The following is a 17,967-nucleotide window of genomic DNA, read 5'->3' as shown; positions in this document are numbered from 1 at the left end:
GCGGGCCGCCGGGGCCCCTCGGGCCGCCGCCGGGACGCGGGTCGTCGCCCCTGGGTCGATCGCCGTCCTTCTTGCCGTCGTTCGGCGGGGATCCCCAGGGTCCGGGGCCTGCGTTGTCGTTCCAGGGCATGGGCGGCGTGGTCTTCCCGTCACTGCTACTTTGGCGGGGTTGTAAAACGACCCCCGCACGCGGATATGAGAGCCCCCGCAGCACAAGGCAAGATAATCCCGTGACCGCAGTCCTTCCCGCCACCCTCGACGACGCCCGCGCGGCGCTGGACCTGGTCGTCGATCCGGTCTCGGGGGAGGGGCTGGTCGCGGCCGGACTGGTGCAGGGTCTGGTCGTGCGGGCCGGCCGCGCCGGCTTCATGCTCGAGGTGCCGGCCTCGCGAGCCGCGACCTACGCCCCGGTGCGCGAGGCCGCCGAGAAGGTCCTGGCCGCCCTGCCGGGAATCGACGCCGCCCAGGTGGTGCTGACCGCCCAGGCCGGTCCCGAGACCACCCGGGTGCGCAAGGGCGCCAAGGTTTCCGAGGACAACCAGGCCCGCCTGGTCCCGCCGCCGGAAGCCGAGAAGCCGGCCCATGTGAAGCACGTGATCGCCGTGGCCTCGGGCAAGGGCGGGGTGGGCAAGTCGACCGTCGCCACCAACCTGGCCTGCGCCTTCGCACGTCAGGGCCTGCGCGTCGGCCTGCTGGACGCCGACGTCTACGGCCCGTCGGCGCCGCGGATGATGGGGATCGACGGCGAGCCCAGCTTCGAGGACGGCAAGCTGCAGCCGCTGGAGGCCCACGGGATCAAGCTGATGTCGATCGGCTTCCTGGTCGACGAGGGCAAGGCGATGATCTGGCGCGGCCCGATGGCCTCGTCGGCGGTGCGCCAGATGATCCACGACGTGGCCTGGGGCTCGGAAGCCGCGCCGCTGGACGTGCTGGTCGTCGACCTGCCGCCGGGCACCGGCGACATCCAGCTGACCCTGGTGCAGAAGCTGCGGATCGACGGCGTGGTCCTGGTCACCACCCCGCAGGAGATCGCCCTGATCGACGCCCGCCGGGCGGCGGCGATGTTCGGCAAGACCGCCACCTCGATCCTCGGCCTGATCGAGAACATGGCCTTCTTCGCCGACCCGGCGACCGGCGCGCCGATCCCGATCTTCGGGGCCGGCGGCGGGGTGGCCGAGGCGGCGACCCTGGGCGTGCCGGTGCTGGCCCAGGTGCCGATCGAGATCGCCGTGCGCGAAGCCGGCGACGCGGGCGCGCCGGTGGTGCTGCGGGCTCCCGACAGCGCGGCGGCCAAGGCGTTCGTCGGCGCGGCGGCGGCGTTGTGGCGCGCCGTGGGCTAGGCTTTCTCGCGGCCCGACCTGTTCGTTCTCGACTAAAGGTTGTTTGCATGACACCGTTCTCCCATCGCGAGGGGAGACGCATCATGCCGACCGACAACAGCCCGCTGGGAAAGGCGTTTTCCGCCTATCTCGAGACGATCGCCAACTACTATGACCCCGAAGCCCTGGCCCTGATCAAGGCCGTGGCGGCCCAGTCGCCCAGCCCCACCACCGTCGAGATCGCCTACCAGCTGCTCGGCGGCTGGACCGGGACCGGGATGACCCTGCCGCCGCCGATGCCGCCGGCCCCCGCGCTGAGCTTCCCGGCCGACCATGGCGAGCACTGGGACACGCCGATCGAGTGGCGCTACCTGACCCAGAGCCTGGACCTGGTGGGCGGCGGCAAGGTGAACGTGATCACCAACCTGTTCCGCAAGGCCATCGCCACCGCCGCCACCGCGCCGACCCTGACCGACGTCGAGCGGCAGATCTACAGCACCAGCATCGCCGTGACGCTGGAACTGCCGGGCCAGCCGGTGGTGCATTATGCCCTGCCGCCCACCACCTTCTCGGCCCTGGAGGGCGGGGTGGAGATCGGCAACGACCCGTTCAAGATGGTGGTCGGCAAGGTCAGGCTGACCGGGACCTCGGACGTCTTCCCGATCACCTTCCGCATCGAGGACGACGGCGACCCGCTGACCGGCCGTCCGGCCCTGGTGGTCGACATCACCGCCCAGGCGACCAATCCGCTCTTCCTGCAGGGCAAGGACGGCTATATCGGCGCCCCGGCTGGCGCGCCGACCAGCGTGGCCTGGTACTATTACAGCTGGCCCCAGCAGGCGACGACCGGCACGGTCACCGTGGGCGGCGTGGCCTATCAGGTCGCCTCGGGCGTCACCTGGATGGACCACCAGTGGGGCGGCTATCCGGCCCCGGCCACGGCGGCCGCGCCAGGCTGGAGCGGCTGGTGCTGGTTCGAGTTCCAGTTCGAAGGCGACCGCTCCCTGACCCTGGCCTGTCCGCACACGGCGGTGGTGGGCGGCAAGCTGCCCTTCTTCAACGGCGGCTTCGGGACCTATGTGGAGGGCGGCAAATCGTGGCTGATCCCGGCCCTGCTGGAGGTCGGCGACTATGCGCCCAGCCAGGCCACCGGCGTCGGCTATCCGTCCGACTGGACGCTGGAGGCCGGAACGCTGGGCGGGCCGGTGATGCTGGTCGTCAAGCCGAAGACCCTGATCGCCGACCAGGCGATGTGGATGGGCGGCCTGACCGAATATTCCGAGGCGGCCGCCACCGTGACCGCCATCGGCATGGTCAACGGCGAGCCGGTCAAGATCTCGGGCGTCGGCTATTGCGAAGGCGTCGGCTTCGAGAACCCCGCCGAACAGAAGCTGCGCGTCGAGACCTGGCTGCGGGCCAAGCTGGAAGGCCAGGGCTCCGAAACGAAAACGGCCGCCCAGGTCACCCCGGACGGCCGCGTTTCGGTCGGCTCGAATTGAAGCCTAGAAGCTCCAGCGCAGGCCGCTCGAGATGACGACGGCCGAACCGCCGACGTCACCCTTGAGGTTCAGGGTCGTGGCCGCCGCGGTGCCCGGATAGATGGTTTCCGTGCGGTTGATCGTGGCGTCGTCGAAGCTGATGTACGACAGGGCCGCGTCCAGCTTGATGGCGTCGGTGGCGGCCCAGGTGGCGCCGACCGCGTAGAGCATGCGGTCGCCGTCCGGCACGCGGGCGGTGCGGCCGATGTCCGGGGTCGGGGTGGGGTCGTACTCCACGCCGGCCCGCAGGGTCAGCTTGGGATTGACGTCATAGTCGACGCCGGCGGCCACCGTGGTGGTGTCCTTGTAGTTCTGATGGCTGACGCTGCCGCCGCCGGGATAGGTGACAACGATCTCCTTGAACTCGCTCCAGCCGATACGCGACACCGAGGCGTTCAGGGTGGTCTTGGGGTTCACCTGCCAGCGGGCGCCGACATGGGCCATCCACGGGGTGGTGATCTTGGCCTTGCCGTCGGTGTTGACGTTGGCGGCGGACAGCGGGCCGAGCAGGCCGGACACCACGACGTGGCCGTCCAGCTTGTGGTCGATCTTCGAACGGTACGAGGCGCCGATCGTCAGGGCCGGCGAGGCGTGGAACTGCGCGCCGACGTTCCAGCCGTAGTCCCAGTTGCCGTCGCCCTTCAGCGAGGACGAACCGTCGGGCAGCAGGGGCGACAGGTTGGGCAGGGCCGAGGTCAGCTCGGCGTCGGTGTACTGGGCCGAAACGCCCACGCCCAGGTCGAGCATGTCGTTGACGCGGTAGGCGACCGTGCCGTTGACGTCGATGGTCTTGAGGTTCGACTTCAGGGCGTCGTAGCGGGTCCAGCTACGGCTGTTGTAGTCGGTGGTGAAGTTGTAGGGCGCGGCGACCGACAGGCCGACGGCCAGCTTGTCGGTGACGCGGAAGGCGGCGGCGAGGTTGGGCACGACGCCGTTGTTGATCGGACCGCCGGCCCGGGTTTCGCCGCCGACCGGAGTGGTCAGGCCGCCCGGGATGACCGGACGGGTCAGGGTCGAGCCGCGGTCGTTGACCTGGGAGTCGACCTGTACGAGGTGGATGCCGCCGTAGATCTCGTTCTGTTCGAGACCGGCGATCGAGGCGGGGTTCCACCACAGGCTGGCGGCGCCGCGATCGGCGACCTCGCCCGAATAGGCGCGACCGGCGCCGCGCACCGATTGTTCCTGCAGGTAGAAAGCCGCGGCCGAGGCCTGGCTGGCGACGACGAGCGTGGCGAGAGCCACGCCGGCGGCGAGGGCATTACGCGAGAGAGACATGTGACGACCTTCTGGGGAGGAAGATCCGGCGTCCTTGATGAGGCCGGTTGGCGTCGCTCTAACGCATGCAGTCAAAAACCGTTGCTATTTATTCGCAAAACGGTGAATTTTGTGCCCGACGTCAAAGAACAATGCGCGCTGTCGCAGTAACCGATTTCGCTGTTCTGTCAGAAGTCGCTCTAGTTGCCCAAAAAGGGCGCGAACTGGTTTACGTAAGGGAACACTACACAAGCCAGGTTCGCGCCGCAATTCAGTCTGGTCGAAAACTGCTCTTTAGCCGCCGGCCATCTTGCGGAAGAACTTCTGGCCCTGTTCTCCGCCGTTGAAGTAGGCCTTCTGGCCCGGCTCGGCGGTGATCTGTTCCCAGTTGTCGCGGACTTCCTCGGCCGACAGCCCGCCCTCGCCGAGATAGGCGCCTTCGGTCTCGAAGATGCGCGACAGGGCGAAGGCGCCGGCGCCGGCGGTCAGGATCGCGCCGGTCGGGGCGTCTTCCGACACCAGGTAGACGACGCCCGGGGTGACGTATTCCGGCTTCAGCTTTTCCAGCACTTCCGGCGGCATCAGGCCCTCGGTCATGCGGGTGGCGGCCACCGGGCTGATGGCGTTGATCTTGACGTTGTTCTTGGCGCCTTCGAGCTTCAGCGTGTTCATCAGGCCCAGCACCGCCATCTTGGCCGCGCCGTAGTTGGACTGGCCGAAGTTGCCGTACATGCCCGAGGACGAGGTGGTGACGACGATGCGGCCGTAGTTCTGGGCCTTCATGATGTCCCACACGGCCTTGATCGGCTTGAAGGTGCCGAACACGTGGACCTGGATCACGGCCTCGAAATCGGCCAGCTCCATCTTGGTCAGGGTGCGGTCGCGCAGGATGCCGGCGTTGGCGATCAGGATGTCGATCCGGCCCCACTTGTCCATGGTGGTCTTGACCAGGTCGGCGACGCCGGCGTCGTCGGTCACCGAGGCGCCGTGGGCGATGGCCTCGCCGCCGAGGGCCTCGATCTCCTTGACCACGGCGAGGGCCGCCTCGGACGAGCCGCCCGAGCCGTCGACGCTGCCGCCCAGGTCGTTGACCACCACCTTGGCCCCGCGCCGCGCCAGCTCCAGCGCATGCTGCCGGCCCAGACCGCCGCCGGCCCCCGTGACGATCGCCACCTGACCGTCGAACCGGATATCGTCCGCCATGCTCTTCTCTCCCTCAAACGCGTGTTTGGTTTGGCGCGTTTGTGCGGCGCGGGAGAGGGGGCGTCAAGAGAGGCTCAGCGCGTACTGCGGCTCAGCACGGCGATCAGTTCGGCGATCTTCTCGCGCTGGGCGTCGGGATCGCCGCTGCTGATGGCGTGCTCGACGCAATGGGCGACGTGGTCGGCCAGCACCTCTTCCTCGACCTTGCGCAGGGCCGCCTGCACCGCCGAGATCTGGGTGACCACGTCGATGCAGTAGCGGTCGTCGGCGATCATCTTGGCCAGGCCCCGCACCTGGCCCTCGATGCGGTTGAGGCGTTTGGTGGCCGAGGCCTTGGTGTCGGCTTGCATCTGATTATACCCTAGGGGGGTAGTAAGATTACCCCATGGGGGTATATATAGACCCAACACGCCCACCGGAGAAGTCCCGATGCCGTCTGGCCCCGCTCACGACCACGCCCAACACGATCATTCGGCCCACGGCTGCTGTCATGGCGGCCAGAACAAGGGTGAGAGCAGGGGCGAGGGCGCGGTGAAGGATCCGGTCTGCGGCATGACCGTCGATCCGGCGACGGCCAAACACCACACGGTCCACGACGGCCAGGACCACTGGTTCTGTTCGGCGGGCTGCAAGGCCAAGTTCGAGGCCGACCCCGACCGCTACCTGAACCCCGCGCCGCCGGCCGTCATGCCCAAGGGCACGATCTACACCTGCCCCATGCACCCCGAAATCCGCCAGGAGGGCCCGGGCTCATGCCCGATCTGCGGCATGGCCCTGGAGCCCGAGACGCCCAGCCTGGACGACGGTCCCAACCCCGAACTGGCCGACATGGGCCGGCGGTTCTGGGTCGGCCTGGCCCTGACCCTGCCGATCTTCATCATGGACATGGGGGCGCACCTGTTCGGACTGACCCTGCCTTGGGACGCCGGCGCCACGGCCTGGATCCAGCTGGTCCTGGCCAGTCCGGTGGTGCTGTGGGCGGGGTGGCCGTTCTTCCAGCGGGGCTGGGCCTCGCTGGTCAGTCGCAACCTCAACATGTTCACCCTGATCGCCCTGGGGACAGGGGCCTCGTACCTCTATTCGGTGGTCGCCACCGTGGCGCCGGGCGTCCTGCCGCCCAGCCTGGGCGGCGGCCATGCGGGCCACGGCGCGCCGCCGGTCTATTTCGAGGCGGCCGCGGTGATCACCGTGCTGGTCCTGCTGGGCCAGGTGCTGGAGCTGCGGGCCCGCGAGCAGACCGGCGGAGCGATCCGCGCCCTGCTGGACCTGGCCCCGCGCACCGCCCGGCGGGTGGCCGACGACGGGACCGACGCCGAGGTGGCGATCGACGCCATCCATCCGGGCGACCGCCTGCGCGTGCGGCCCGGCGAGAAGATCCCGGTCGACGGGGTGGTGATCGAAGGACGGGGCCATGTCGACGAGTCGATGGTCACCGGCGAGCCGATGCCGGTGCTGAAAGAGGCCGGCTCGGCCGTGGTCGGCGGCGCCATCAACCAGACCGGGGCCTTCGTCATGCGGGCCGAGAAGGTCGGCGGTGACACCATGCTGGCCCGCATCGTCGCCATGGTCGCCCAGGCCCAGCGGTCGCGCGCGCCGATCCAGCGCCTGGCCGACAGGGTCTCGGCCTGGTTCGTGCCCATCGTCATCGCCGCCGCCGTCCTGGCCTTCGCCGCCTGGGCGCTGGTCGGGCCCGAGCCGCGCCTGGCCCACGCCCTGGTCGCCGCCGTCGGCGTGCTGATCATCGCCTGTCCCTGCGCCCTGGGCCTGGCCACGCCGATGTCGATCATGGTCGGGGTCGGCCGCGGGGCCCATGTCGGGGTGCTGCTGAAGGACGCCCAGGCCCTGGAGCGGCTGGAGAAGGTCGACGTGCTGGTGGTCGACAAGACCGGCACCCTGACCGTGGGCAAGCCGACCCTGACCCGCATCGAGGCGGAAGGGTTCGGCGAGGACGACCTGCTGCGCCTGGCGGCCAGCCTGGAGCGCGGCAGCGAGCATCCCCTGGCCCACGCCGTCGTCGAGGCGGCCAAGGCGCGGGGCCTGATCCTGGCCGAACCGTCGACCTTCGATTCGCCGGTCGGCAAGGGGGTGACGGGCACGGTCGAGGGCCGCGCGCTGGTGATCGGCGCCGACCGCTACCTGGCCGAGCTGGGCCTGGACCTGGGCGCCTGGACCGACCGGATGGCGGCGCTGCGCGGGGAGGGGGCCACGGTGGTGCTGGTGGCGGTCGACGGCGCGGTGGCCGGGCTGCTGGCCATCACCGACCCGATCAAGGAGTCCGCGCGTCCGGCCGTCGCGGCCCTCAGGGCCCGGGGCGTGCGGCTGGTGATGATGACCGGCGACAACCGCGTCACAGCCCAGGCGGTGGCCCGCGCCCTGGGCATCGACGAGGTCGAGGCCGACGTCGCCCCCGAGCGCAAGGCGGCGGTGGTCGAGCGGCTGAAGGCCGAGGGATCGGTGGTGGCCATGGCCGGCGACGGGGTCAACGACGCCCCGGCCCTGGCGGCCGCCGACGTCGGCATCGCCATGGGCGGCGGCACGGACGTGGCCATCGAGGCGGCGGGCGTCACCCTGCTGAAGGGCGACCTGACCGGGGTGGCGCGGGCCCGCAGCCTGTCGCGGGCGGTGATGGCCAACATCCGCCAGAACCTGGCCTTCGCCTTCGCCTACAACGCCATCGGCGTGCCGATCGCGGCGGGCGTGCTCTATCCCGCCTACGGCCTGACCCTGACCCCGCAGCTGGCGGCCCTGGCCATGGCGCTCAGCTCGGTCAGCGTGATCGGCAACGCGCTGCGGCTGCGGGCGTGGAAGGGGTGAGGGAGGATCCCCTCTCCCCTTGCGGGAGAGGGTGGCCCCGCGAAGCGGGGTCGGGTGAGGGGTTGAAGAACGAAAACGCCGCGACAAGCCGAAAGGCCGGTCGCGGCGTTTGCTTCTGAGAGACCCCTCATCCGTCGGCCTTCTGCCGCCACCTTCTCCCGCAAGGGGAGAAGGGATTTAGGCCTTCTTCTTGCCCGCCGCGACGGGCTTGGGTTCGTCGCGGTTCACGCCCGCCTTCTTGCCGGGCTTCATGAACTTCACCAGCACCCGCTGGCCCACCAGCAGCGGCGCGCCGTCGGCGCTGACCACCACCTCGACCACGCGTTCGTCGCTGCGCTGGTTGGGGTCGTCGGAGGCCAGCTTGCGGGCCCCGAACACGGCGGCGCGGCGCAGCACCTTGCCGATATAGGTCTTGGTCGGGTCGCCCTCGGGCTGGATCTCGACCTCCTGGCCGATGGTCACGTTGGGGATGTCGGCCTCGACGATCTCGGCGCGGACGATGCGCGCGGTCTGGGGCTCCAGGTCGAACATCGGCGTGACGTTCAGGGTCGAGGCGCCGGCCCCCGGATTGGCGTAGCGGCGGGCGATACGGCCGTTGGCCGGGGCGCGGATCACCGTCAGTTCCTGGTTGTAGCGGGCCTGGGCCAGCTGGGCGGTGGTCACCTGGATGGCGGCCTGCTGGGCGGCAATGTTGGCGTTGGCCGCGGCGATCTGGTCCTGGGCGGCGTCCAGCCGCTGGCCGGCCACGAAGTTGGAGGCCGACAGGGCCTGCAGGCGCTTGAACTCGCGCTGGCCGGTGCGCAGCTGTACCTGGTAGAGCGCCAGCTGGGCGCGGGCTGAGGCCAAGCCGGCGGCGGCGGTGTCGGCGGCCAGGCGGGCGTCGTCGTCCTCCTGCTTGGCCAGGGCCTGGCCGGCCACCACGTCCTGGCCCTCCTGCACCATGACGTCGCGCACGATGCCCTGGCGGCGCGCGGCCACCTGGATGATGCCGCCCTCGACGTCGGCCTTGCCGTTGGCGATGGCCGCGTAGGGGCTGGGTTCCTGCGCGACGGCCGCCGCCTCGAGCTGTTTCTTCTTCTCGGCCGCCTGGCTCTTCATGAAGAAGAAGCCGCCGCTCGCCAGGGCGACGACGACGAGGACGATCCAGAAAGCGGGGCGGCGCAGAAAGCGGGGCATGAAGGTTCCCTCGGAAATCAATGGCTGAGCGGCGCGGGATTGGCGTCGGGCGTTCTACGCACGTCGTCCAGGATCCGGCCGTCTTCGATGTGGATGACGCGGTCGGCATAGGCCTCGAGCCGTGGGTCGTGGGTGACGCAGATCACCGCCGCGCCGCGCTCGGTGGCGGCGGCGCGCAGCAGGCCGATGACGATCTGGCCGCTTTTCCCGTCGAGAGCGGAGGTCGGCTCATCCGCGAAGATCAGGTTGGGGTTCTTGGCCATGGCCCGGGCGATGGCGACGCGCTGCTTCTCACCGCCCGACAGCTCCGACGGCCGCTGGTTGACGCGCGGGCCCAGGCCCACCTCCTCCAGCGCCGCCTGGGCGCGCCGGGCCGACTCGCCGGGCCCGACGCCCTGGTACTTCAGCGCCGTCATCACCTGCTGCTTGGCGGTGAGGGCGGGGAACAGGTTGAAGCCCTGGAAGATGAAGCCGCAGTGGTCGAGGCGGAACTTGTCGATCTTGCCGGGCGACAGCTTCCACAGGTCGGCCGCCTCCAGGGCCGCCACCTTGCCCTCGTCCGGGCGCAGCAGGCCCGACAGGGCCGCCACCAGGGTCGACTTGCCCGAGCCGGAGGGGCCCATGACCATGGTCACGTCGCCATGCTTGGCGTCGAAGTCCACGCCCTTGAGCACCTCGACGAAGGTCCGGCCGGTCTTGAAGCGTTTGACGATGCCCTTGGCGGTCAGGGCGCTTTCGCCGTGAACGAAGCCGCTTACGCCTTTTATCTTCACGGGAGCGTTCATCGCAGGAGATCCGCAGGTTGGCTGTTCTTCAGGACGCCCAGCGACAGGAAGCCGGACAGCATGGCGATGATGATCAGGAACACCGCGACCACCGCCACCAGCATCGGCGGGAACGACATCGGCACCCCGCCGGCCGTGGCCGCCAGCGAAACCAGCCAGGTCAGCACGGCGGAGGCCACGACCCCGACGATCCCGACCCAGAAGCTCAGTTCCATGACGATGTTGCGCAGGTCGCCGATCGACACGCCCAGGGCGCGCAAGGAAGCGAACTCCTTGATGTTGGCCATGATCGCGCCCCGCAGGGTCTGCCAGGTGATCACCACGCCGATCAGCAGGCCCAGGAACGCCGAGAAGCCCAGGATGATGCCGATGATCTGGTCTTCCAGCATGGCGCCGGAATTGGCGTCGGCCAGTTCCTGGCGGGTCCAGGCGCGGAACTTGCCGTCGCCCTTCTTGTTCAGCTGGGCGGCGACGATCTCGGCGCGGGACGGGTCGCGGATCTGCACCATCAGCGGGCCGACGCGCTGGCCGGTGTCGGCCTCGCCCAGCATCCGCAGGGTGTCGCGCGACATCACCAGGGTCGGCTGGATGATGTTGGGATAGCCGGTGGTGACCACACCGATGGTGATGGTCTTGCCGTTGTAGAGGGCCTTGTCGCCCTTCTTGACGCCCAGGCGCTTGAGGGCGGTCTGGTCGACGGCCACCGAATAGGGACGGCGCAGGGCCTCGATCATGCTGTCGGTATAGTCGGTCGGCACGGTGACGAAGCCGGGGATCGCGTCGATCACCGTGACATTGACGAACTCGCTCTTGCGGCCGTCCCCGCCGGCCTTCGGGCCGCCGCCCTTGGCGGCCTGCTTGGCGCGGGCGTCGGCCTTGGCCTGGTCCTCGGGCGACAGGATGTTCTGGAAGCGGCCGCCGGAGCCGTCCAGCGGCGCCACCTGCAGCACTTCGGGGTGGGTGTAGACCAGCGGGATCATCCGGCGGGGCAGGCCCGACGGTCCGCCGAACAGCGCCTTGGCGCCGGGACCCAGCACCATGATGTCGGCGCGGGCCCGGTCGATCTGGGCGGTGAAGCCCTTGCCGATGCCGACGAAGATGCCGACCTGGGCCAGCACCAGCAGGCCCGAGAACGCCAGGGCGACCACGGCCGCCATGTAACGACGCCACTCGTACAACAGTGTGGCCAAGGCCAACGACATGCGTGAAACGCTCCCCAATCGAGGGTTGCAGCAATGAACGGCGATCTTGGAGCGGCCAAGTTAAATCGGGGTAAGGCGAGCGATACACGTTCCGCGAGCGGTGATCTGCTTGATTTGACGGCGCGGGGAGGGGCGGCGGCGACGGTGGCGGCGCGCCTCGAACTCTTGCGGGGATGGGTTTGTGTCGACTTTGTAACGCATTGAAATCTGGCGTGTTTTTCGCATGACCCGAGCGCGGCCGCGTTTCGCGCGCCGAGCCTTGAGGTCAAAGGAGAAACCGTCTTGAGCGTCTCAAGCCTGAGCAGTTCCTCGATCATGCAGCAGTTGCTGCAGTCGATGCGCAGTTCCACCGCCAGCGGGACCACGTCCGCGACATCCTCGATATCTGCCGCCGCCGGCGGGCAGGATTTTCCGGGCGTGGACGGCAAGGGCCCGCCACCGCCGCCGCCGGCCCCCCCCGCCGACCATGAGCATACAGGGTTCCAGCGGCGAAGGTTTCAGCGGTGAAACCCTGTCGTCGCTGATCTCGCTGCAGGAGACCGAACGGGGGGGCGAGCCGCGGGGCGGGAAGGGGCTCTTCGAAGCCCTCGACGCCAACGCCGACGGGGCCCTGTCGACCGACGAGCTGACCTCGGCCCTGACCGACGCCCTGGGCGACTCGGCCGACGTTTCCGCGGCGGTGAGCACCCTGGTGTCGGACGGCGACAGCGACGGCGACGGCCAGCTCTCGGGCGAGGAGTTCCACGCGCTGGCCCGCGCCAGCGGCCCCCCGCACGGCGGTCCTCCGCCGTCGGGCGAGACCAAGACCGCCTCGGGCGGCGGCGCGAGCAAGGTGTTCGACGCGCTGGACACCAACCAGGACGGCACGATCTCGGCCGCCGAACTGGCCGCCGCCGACACCGATGGCGACGGCGGCCTGTCGGGCGACGAGTTCACCGCCATGCTGAAGGCCGCCGAGTCGAAGACCGCCAGCGCCTCCACGGACGGAGCCTCCAGCCTGACCAGCGCGTCGTCGGGTTCGAACCTGGCGTCGGACCTGATGCAGAAGCTGCTGGCCCAGCTGGAGAGCGCCCAGGCCGCCACCGCGTCCCGCCAGACGGTGAACCTCGCGGCCTAGCGGACGCCCCGGGGGCGAGCAGAACGCTCGGCCCCAACGGTCGCCCTGCGCATAGCGCTTGCGCCGCGCCCCCTAATCATAGTCATTTGGCCCCTTGGTTGGCGTCGCGGGGGCGTCGCCGCATGTTTAAGGTCCTTCCGTCTTGATCTTTCTTCCCGAGAACGTCCAAGCCTTGTCGGGCGTGGCGCTGATCCTCGGCCTTTGCTGGCTCGTGTCCGAGAACCGCAAGCGCTTCCCGCTGGTGCTGGCCGTCTGCGCCATCGCCATCCAGCTGATTCTGGTCTTCGTGCTGTTCAAGCTGCCGGCGATGCGCGCCGCGCTGCAGGGCGTCAACGGCGCGGTCGAGGGGCTGGCCTCATCGACCCAGGCCGGCACCAACTTCGTGTTCGGCTACCTGTCGGGCACCGCCCCGCCCTATACCGAGACCAATCCGGGGGCCGGCTTCCTGTTCGCCTTCCGGGTGATGCCGGTGATCCTGGTGGTCTGCGCCTTGTCGGCGCTGCTGTGGCACTGGGGCATCCTGAAGTGGCTGGCCAAGGGCCTGGGCTTCCTGTTCCAGAAGACCCTGGGCCTGCGCGGCCCTCCGGCCCTGGCCACCGCCGCCACCATCTTCATGGGCCAGATCGAGGGGCCGATCTTCATCCGCGCCTATCTGGAGCGCCTGACCCGCTCGGAACTGTTCATGCTGATCGCGGTCGGCATGGCCTGCGTCAGCGGCTCGACCATGGTCGCCTACGCCACCATCCTGCACGACGTGCTGCCCAACGCCGCCGCCCATGTGCTGGCGGCCTCGCTGATCTCGGCCCCGGCCGGGGTGCTGCTGGCCCGGATCATGGTGCCCGGCGACCCCAGCGAGAAGTCCGACGACCTGGACCTGGCCGAGGAAGACAAGACCTACGGCAGCTCGATCGACGCGGTGATGAAGGGCACCACCGACGGCCTGCAGATCGCGCTCAACGTCGGCGCCACCCTGATCGTCTTCATCGCCCTGGCCACCATGGTCGACAAGATCCTGTTCGCCTTGCCGATGGTCGGCGGCGAGCACCTGAGCATCGCCCGCGTGCTGGGCGTGATCTTCGCGCCGCTGGCCTGGGCCATGGGCGTGCCCTGGAAGGAAGCCGGCAGCGCCGGCGGCCTGCTGGGCGTCAAGCTGATCCTCACCGAGTTCACGGCCTTCATCCAGATGGCCAAGACCGGCCCGGAACTGCTGGACCCCCGCACCCGGATCATCATGACCTACGCCCTGTGCGGCTTCGCCAACATCGGTTCGGTCGGCATGAACGTCGCCGGCTTCTCGGTGCTGGTGCCCCAGCGCCGGCAAGAGGTGCTGGGCCTGGTCTGGAAGGCGATGATGGCCGGCTTCCTGGCCACCTGCCTGACCGGCTCGCTGATCGGCCTGATGCCGCGGGCCTGGTTCGGGCTTTAGCTCTGGGTTCAAGGGGGAAGGGCTTAGCGGCTGCCTCTTCCATTCCGCTCGGTAAGCCGCGCATCCTCCCGGTCAAAAGCCGGGAGGATTTCTTTTGAAGCTCTACGACAGCCGCCGGGCCCCCAACCCTCGCCGCGTGCGCTGGTTCATGGCCGAGAAGGGCATCGAGGACATCGAGATCGTCGACATCGACATCTTCGGCGGCCAGCACCGCCAGCCCGACTACCTGGCCAAGGCCGGCCTGCCCAACGTGCCGGCCCTGGAGATGGACAACGGCGCGACCATCACCGAGTCGGTGGCCATCTGCCGCTATCTGGAAAGCGTCTATCCCGAGCCCAACCTGTTCGGCGAGGAGGCTTGCGAGATCGCCGTGATCGAGATGTGGGCGCGGCGGGCCGAGATGATGGTCTCCACGCCGCTGATGATGGCCGTGCGCCATTCGCATCCCGCCATGGCCGCCATCGAGACCCAGATTCCCGAGGTGGCCGCCAACGGCCGGGCCACCGCCGAGAAGGGCCTGAGGGTGCTGGATCGCCGCCTGGCCGACAGCGAATTCATCGCCGGCGACCGGGTGACCATCGCCGACATCCTGGCGGCCACCGGCATCGACTTCGCGCGAATGGTGCGGTTTCGGCCGGACCCGGAACTGGTCAACGTCAACCGCTGGCTGGCGGCGATGATGGCCCGGCCGGCGGCCAAGGCGGGGGTTTAGGAGCGCGGCTGGGGACGGGCGCATGCGCCTGTCCCCGTCCTGTCAGCGCGGACGGATCTTCTTGATCACGCCCGAGAAGTTCAGCATCGGCGATCCACCGGTAGAGATCAGGCCGCGCACGAACAGCAGCGAGCCGCCGGCCTTGGTCACCTCGCCGACGGATTCCACGAGGTCCCCCGCCTTGGCCGGGCCCAGGAACTCGCCGTTCAGGCTGACGGTGACGGCCCGCACGTCCTTCAGGTGCGCCCAGGAGATCGAGAACAGCGAATAGTCGGCGAAGGTCATCATGCAGCCGCCGTGCATGAAGCCGCCGCCGTTCATGTGACGGGCCTCGGCGCGGAAGGCGCTGCGGATGACGCCGTTCTCTTCGCGGAAGTAGAACGGTCCGGTCTGGTCCTCGAAGGCGTCCATGCCCGCCCAGGTGCGCCAGCCGGCCCACTCGCCGTCGTTGACCAGCTTGGGGCCGTCCCAGATCTCGTTGCCGCCGTCCATGATCCGTCCCCTTCGTTGTCTTTGAGGATGCAGCTAAGGCCCGGGCAAGGCGGACGCAAGCGGCCGCGCTCGCGCTGCTGACAGATTCGTGGCATCCCTCCGCCCATGACCACCACGATCCCCCAATCTTCCCCGATCCAAGACACCATCCTTTCGCAACTGGCCGCCGTGGCGGCCGGCAAGTCCATCGACCCGATGTCGGTCGCCAAGGCCGTCGAGCCCGAGCGCTGGCAGCGGCTGCTGGGCCACGTGCGCACCAACGCCATCGAGCTGGCCCGCGAGGGCAAGATCGTCATCCTGCGCCACAATAAGCCGGTCAATCCGGAGAAGTTCCGGGGCGTCTACCGCCTGCGCCTGCGCATGGAAGGCGACCCGACCAGCTTCGAGGACGTGGCCGAGGGCGGCGAACAGGGCGGCGAGGAATAGCCACCACGGTCGTCATCCCCCGCTTTATGCGGGGGACCCAAGCTGAGTTGACGACATGGCCGATCCCGCTTGGGTCCCCCGAACAAGTCGGGGGATGACGACGGAAGGTGCGATGGACGCCCACCCAAGTCTTGAAACAAAACCTGATCGATGGACCTATGAGCAACACTCATAAGGGGAGGTCCACCATGATCGTCTATGGCTCGTCGCTGTCGCCCTATGTGCGCAAGACCCTGGCCTTCGGGGCCGAGAAGGGGCTGACCCTGGAGAACAAGGTCTCGGTCCCCGGTTCGCCCGACCCCGAGTTCCTGGCCTGCAGCCCCTTCCGGAAGATCCCCGGCTTCCGCGACGGCGATTTCCAGATCTCCGACTCCTCGGCGATCATCACCTATCTGGAAGCCCTGCATCCCGAACCCAACCTGATCCCGCTGGATCCCAAGAACCGGGCGCGCGCCGTGTGGTTCGAGGAATTCGCCGACACCATCGTGGTCGCCGCGGCCGGGCCGCTGTTCTTCAACCGCATCGTCGGGCCGCGTTTCATGGGCGCGACCTGTGACGAGGCCGTCGCGGCCAAGGCCGAGAACGAGACCATTCCGCCGCTGCTCGACTATCTGGAGGGCGTGATCCCGGCGTCTGGTTTCCTGCTGGAGGACCGCCTGACCCTGGCCGACATCGCCGTGGCCAGTCCGTTCGCCAATCTCGGCCACCTGAACTTCGACCTGTCGCGTTGGCCCAAGGCCAAGGCCTATGCCGACGCCATCCTGGCCCGGCCGTCGTTCGCGGCGCTGGTGGCCAAGGAGAAGCGGCTGCTGGGCGGGTGAGGGGGGCGCCGCTCCCGCTTGCCTTCGGCCGCCGATCCTCTACCTCCACTCCATGCTGCTGGACGCCCTTCTCGCCGACATCGCCGCCTGCCGGGCCTGCGCGCCGTACCTGCCGCATACGCCCCGGCCCGTGGTGCGGGTCGGCGCCGGGACGCGGCTGCTGATCTGCGGCCAGGCGCCGGGCCGGCTGGTCCACGAGACCGGCCTGCCGTTCAACGACCCGTCCGGCGAGCGCCTGCGCGCGTGGATGGGCGTCGACCGCGAGACCTTCTACGGCCGGCCGGAGATCGGCGTGGCGGCCATGGCCTTCTGTTTTCCCGGGACCAATCCCAAGGGCGGCGACTATCCGCCGCCGGCCCGCTGCGCGGCGCTGTGGCGGCCCCAGCTGCTGGCGCAGCTGCCCAGGGTCGAGCTGACCCTGCTGGTCGGGAGCCATGCCCAGGCCTGGGCGTTGGGTGATCGTATGAAGGCGAACATGACCGACACCGTCGCCGCCTGGCGCGACTATCTGGACGCCGGCGTCCTGCCCCTGCCGCACCCGTCGTGGCGCAACACCGGCTGGCTGAAGCGCAATCCCTGGTTCGACACCGAGGTCGCGCCCTATCTTCGCCGTCGAGTGGCGGGCATCCTGGGCGCATGAACCGCCGGAGCCTTCTTCTCAACGCCGCCTGCGTCGCCGGCCTCGCCGCCTGCGCGCCCGTCACCCAGCGGCCCGGCCTGGGGCAACTGGGCTTCCGGGGCGCGCGCCTGGACGCCGACGGCATGGTCAGTTTCGACGGCCAGCGGCTGGGGATGCAGCGCTGGCTGCCGCCCGAGGGCGTCGCGGTCACCCAGGTGGTGGTCGGCCTGCACGGCATGAACGACTATTCCAACGCCTTCCACATGGCCGGGCCGTTCTGGGCCCAGCAGGGGATCGCCACCTACGCCCTCGACCTTCGCGGGTTCGGACGCTCGCCCGACCGCGGGGTCTGGGCGCCGGTCGACCTGATGGTCGAGGACGTGCGCACCGCCGTCGCCCTGGTCCGCGAGGCCCATCCCGAAGCCAAGGTCGCCATCGCCGGGGAGAGCATGGGCGGGGCGGTGACCATCGCCGCCATGGCCTCGGACCGGCCGCCGGCCGCCGACAGCGTCCTGCTGTTCGCCCCCGCCGTCTGGGGCTGGTCCAACCAGCCGCTGCCCTACAAGACCAGCCTGTGGATCACCGCCCACACCGCGCGCGGCTGGGTGGTCAAGCCGCCCGAATGGCTGGTCAAGCGCGTGCAGCCCACCGACAACATCGAGGAACTGCGGCGCATGGGCCGCGATCCGCTGATGATCTGGGGGGCGCGGTCCGACACCCTCTACGGCCTGGTCGGGCTGATGGAGAGGGCCTGGTCGTCGCTGGGTCGGGTGCAGGTTCCGGTCGCCTATTTCTACGGGGCCAACGACCAGATCATCCCCAAGGAGCCGACCATGGAGGCGGCCCGGCGGCTCAAGCCCGACGATCGCTCGGCCTATTACGCCAACGGCTGGCACCTGTTGCTGGTCGACAAGCAGGCCGAGGTCGTTTGGCGCGACGCGGCGGCGTTTCTCAAGGACCCGTTGGCCGACCTGCCGTCCGGCGCTCCGCCGATCCCGGGCGCGCCGACCGCGCCGAACGTGGTCAAGACCCAGGCGACGCGGGGCGGCTGAGCCGGACCTTC

17 protein-coding genes are annotated in these 17,967 nt (G+C 69.4%); 10 read left to right on the top strand and 7 right to left on the bottom strand.

Translation table 11 applies throughout. The features are described 5' to 3' along the window. The first annotated feature begins 230 nt into the window (after positions 1-230). Entirely contained in the window at positions 231-1,340 is a 1,110-nt protein-coding gene (locus PMI01_RS02180; RefSeq protein ID WP_007662401.1) for an Mrp/NBP35 family ATP-binding protein, read from the top strand. A gap of 83 nt (positions 1,341-1,423) precedes the next feature. Next, positions 1,424-2,818, top strand: a complete 1,395-nt coding sequence (locus tag PMI01_RS02175) for a lipocalin-like domain-containing protein (protein WP_007662400.1) — start codon at positions 1,424-1,426, stop codon at positions 2,816-2,818. 3 nt (positions 2,819-2,821) lie between these two features. Here the strand turns inward: PMI01_RS02175 and PMI01_RS02170 are convergent, their stop codons facing one another. From PMI01_RS02170 to PMI01_RS02160, 3 genes are all read right to left on the bottom strand, one after another. After that, positions 2,822-4,132 carry an outer membrane protein transport protein gene (locus PMI01_RS02170; RefSeq protein WP_007662393.1) on the bottom strand — a complete coding sequence of 437 codons (1,311 nt, stop codon included), beginning with the start codon at positions 4,130-4,132 and terminating at the stop codon, positions 2,822-2,824. Positions 4,133-4,405: 273 nt separating this feature from the next. Further along, on the bottom strand, positions 4,406-5,314 hold the full coding sequence (locus PMI01_RS02165) for an SDR family NAD(P)-dependent oxidoreductase (protein WP_007662391.1): 909 nt from the start codon (positions 5,312-5,314) through the stop codon (positions 4,406-4,408). A 74-nt stretch (positions 5,315-5,388) separates the two neighbouring features. Further along, complete coding sequence (locus PMI01_RS02160) at positions 5,389-5,664, bottom strand: metal-sensitive transcriptional regulator (protein WP_007662389.1); 276 nt, start codon at positions 5,662-5,664, stop codon at positions 5,389-5,391. 79 nt (positions 5,665-5,743) lie between these two features. On the opposite strand from PMI01_RS02160, the gene PMI01_RS02155 reads away from it, so the two are divergent. Continuing rightward, positions 5,744-8,128: a heavy metal translocating P-type ATPase gene (locus tag PMI01_RS02155; protein WP_007662386.1), complete on the top strand. Its 2,385-nt coding sequence runs from the start codon at positions 5,744-5,746 to the stop codon at positions 8,126-8,128. 177 nt (positions 8,129-8,305) lie between these two features. Here the strand turns inward: PMI01_RS02155 and PMI01_RS02150 are convergent, their stop codons facing one another. The 3 genes from PMI01_RS02150 to PMI01_RS02140 are packed head-to-tail and all read right to left on the bottom strand — an operon-like array spanning position 8,306 to position 11,291. Further along, complete coding sequence (locus PMI01_RS02150) at positions 8,306-9,304, bottom strand: HlyD family secretion protein (RefSeq protein WP_007662384.1); 999 nt, start codon at positions 9,302-9,304, stop codon at positions 8,306-8,308. Positions 9,305-9,321: 17 nt separating this feature from the next. Further along, the gene (locus PMI01_RS02145) at positions 9,322-10,089 is read right to left on the bottom strand and encodes an ABC transporter ATP-binding protein (RefSeq protein ID WP_007662382.1); all 768 of its coding nucleotides are present in this window, start codon (positions 10,087-10,089) and stop codon (positions 9,322-9,324) included. Continuing rightward, positions 10,086-11,291, bottom strand: a complete 1,206-nt coding sequence (locus tag PMI01_RS02140; protein ID WP_007662381.1) for an ABC transporter permease — start codon at positions 11,289-11,291, stop codon at positions 10,086-10,088. The genes PMI01_RS02145 and PMI01_RS02140 overlap by 4 nt, the downstream gene beginning before the upstream one ends. A 466-nt stretch (positions 11,292-11,757) precedes the next feature. On the opposite strand from PMI01_RS02140, the gene PMI01_RS25930 reads away from it, so the two are divergent. The 3 genes from PMI01_RS25930 to PMI01_RS02125 all read left to right on the top strand — a co-directional run bounded on the left by PMI01_RS25930 (position 11,758) and on the right by PMI01_RS02125 (position 14,546). Continuing rightward, the gene (locus PMI01_RS25930; protein ID WP_007662379.1) at positions 11,758-12,408 is read left to right on the top strand and encodes an EF-hand domain-containing protein; all 651 of its coding nucleotides are present in this window, start codon (positions 11,758-11,760) and stop codon (positions 12,406-12,408) included. 145 nt (positions 12,409-12,553) lie between these two features. Further along, a complete protein-coding gene (locus PMI01_RS02130) occupies positions 12,554-13,834 on the top strand; it encodes a NupC/NupG family nucleoside CNT transporter (protein ID WP_035034060.1) in 1,281 nt (426 codons plus the stop codon). A gap of 94 nt (positions 13,835-13,928) precedes the next feature. Next, entirely contained in the window at positions 13,929-14,546 is a 618-nt protein-coding gene (locus PMI01_RS02125) for a glutathione S-transferase family protein (protein ID WP_007662375.1), read from the top strand. 42 nt (positions 14,547-14,588) lie between these two features. On the opposite strand, the gene PMI01_RS02120 is transcribed toward PMI01_RS02125, so the two are convergent. After that, positions 14,589-15,038: a PaaI family thioesterase gene (locus PMI01_RS02120; RefSeq protein ID WP_007662373.1), complete on the bottom strand. Its 450-nt coding sequence runs from the start codon at positions 15,036-15,038 to the stop codon at positions 14,589-14,591. A 105-nt stretch (positions 15,039-15,143) separates the two neighbouring features. Between PMI01_RS02120 and PMI01_RS02115 the strand changes: the two genes are divergently transcribed. The 4 genes from PMI01_RS02115 (at position 15,144) to PMI01_RS02100 (ending at position 17,956) form a co-directional block, all read left to right on the top strand. After that, positions 15,144-15,464, top strand: coding sequence for a DUF3253 domain-containing protein (locus PMI01_RS02115; protein ID WP_007662371.1), 321 nt, complete (start codon positions 15,144-15,146; stop codon positions 15,462-15,464). Positions 15,465-15,652: 188 nt separating this feature from the next. Beyond that, entirely contained in the window at positions 15,653-16,285 is a 633-nt protein-coding gene (locus PMI01_RS02110) for a glutathione S-transferase family protein (RefSeq protein ID WP_007662369.1), read from the top strand. Positions 16,286-16,337: 52 nt separating this feature from the next. Beyond that, a complete protein-coding gene (locus PMI01_RS02105) occupies positions 16,338-16,925 on the top strand; it encodes a uracil-DNA glycosylase family protein (protein WP_007662368.1) in 588 nt (195 codons plus the stop codon). Continuing rightward, positions 16,922-17,956 (top strand): alpha/beta hydrolase, encoded by a 1,035-nt coding sequence (locus PMI01_RS02100; protein WP_007662367.1) that lies wholly within the window; start codon positions 16,922-16,924, stop codon positions 17,954-17,956. The genes PMI01_RS02105 and PMI01_RS02100 overlap by 4 nt, the downstream gene beginning before the upstream one ends. Positions 17,957-17,967 lie beyond the last annotated feature (11 nt).

Origin of the sequence: Caulobacter sp. AP07 (assembly GCF_000281955.1) — a bacterium.
GTDB lineage: Bacteria > Pseudomonadota > Alphaproteobacteria > Caulobacterales > Caulobacteraceae > Caulobacter.
The sequence above is the reverse complement of the archived record's forward strand: the minus strand, read 5'-3'. Positions and strand labels throughout refer to the sequence as shown.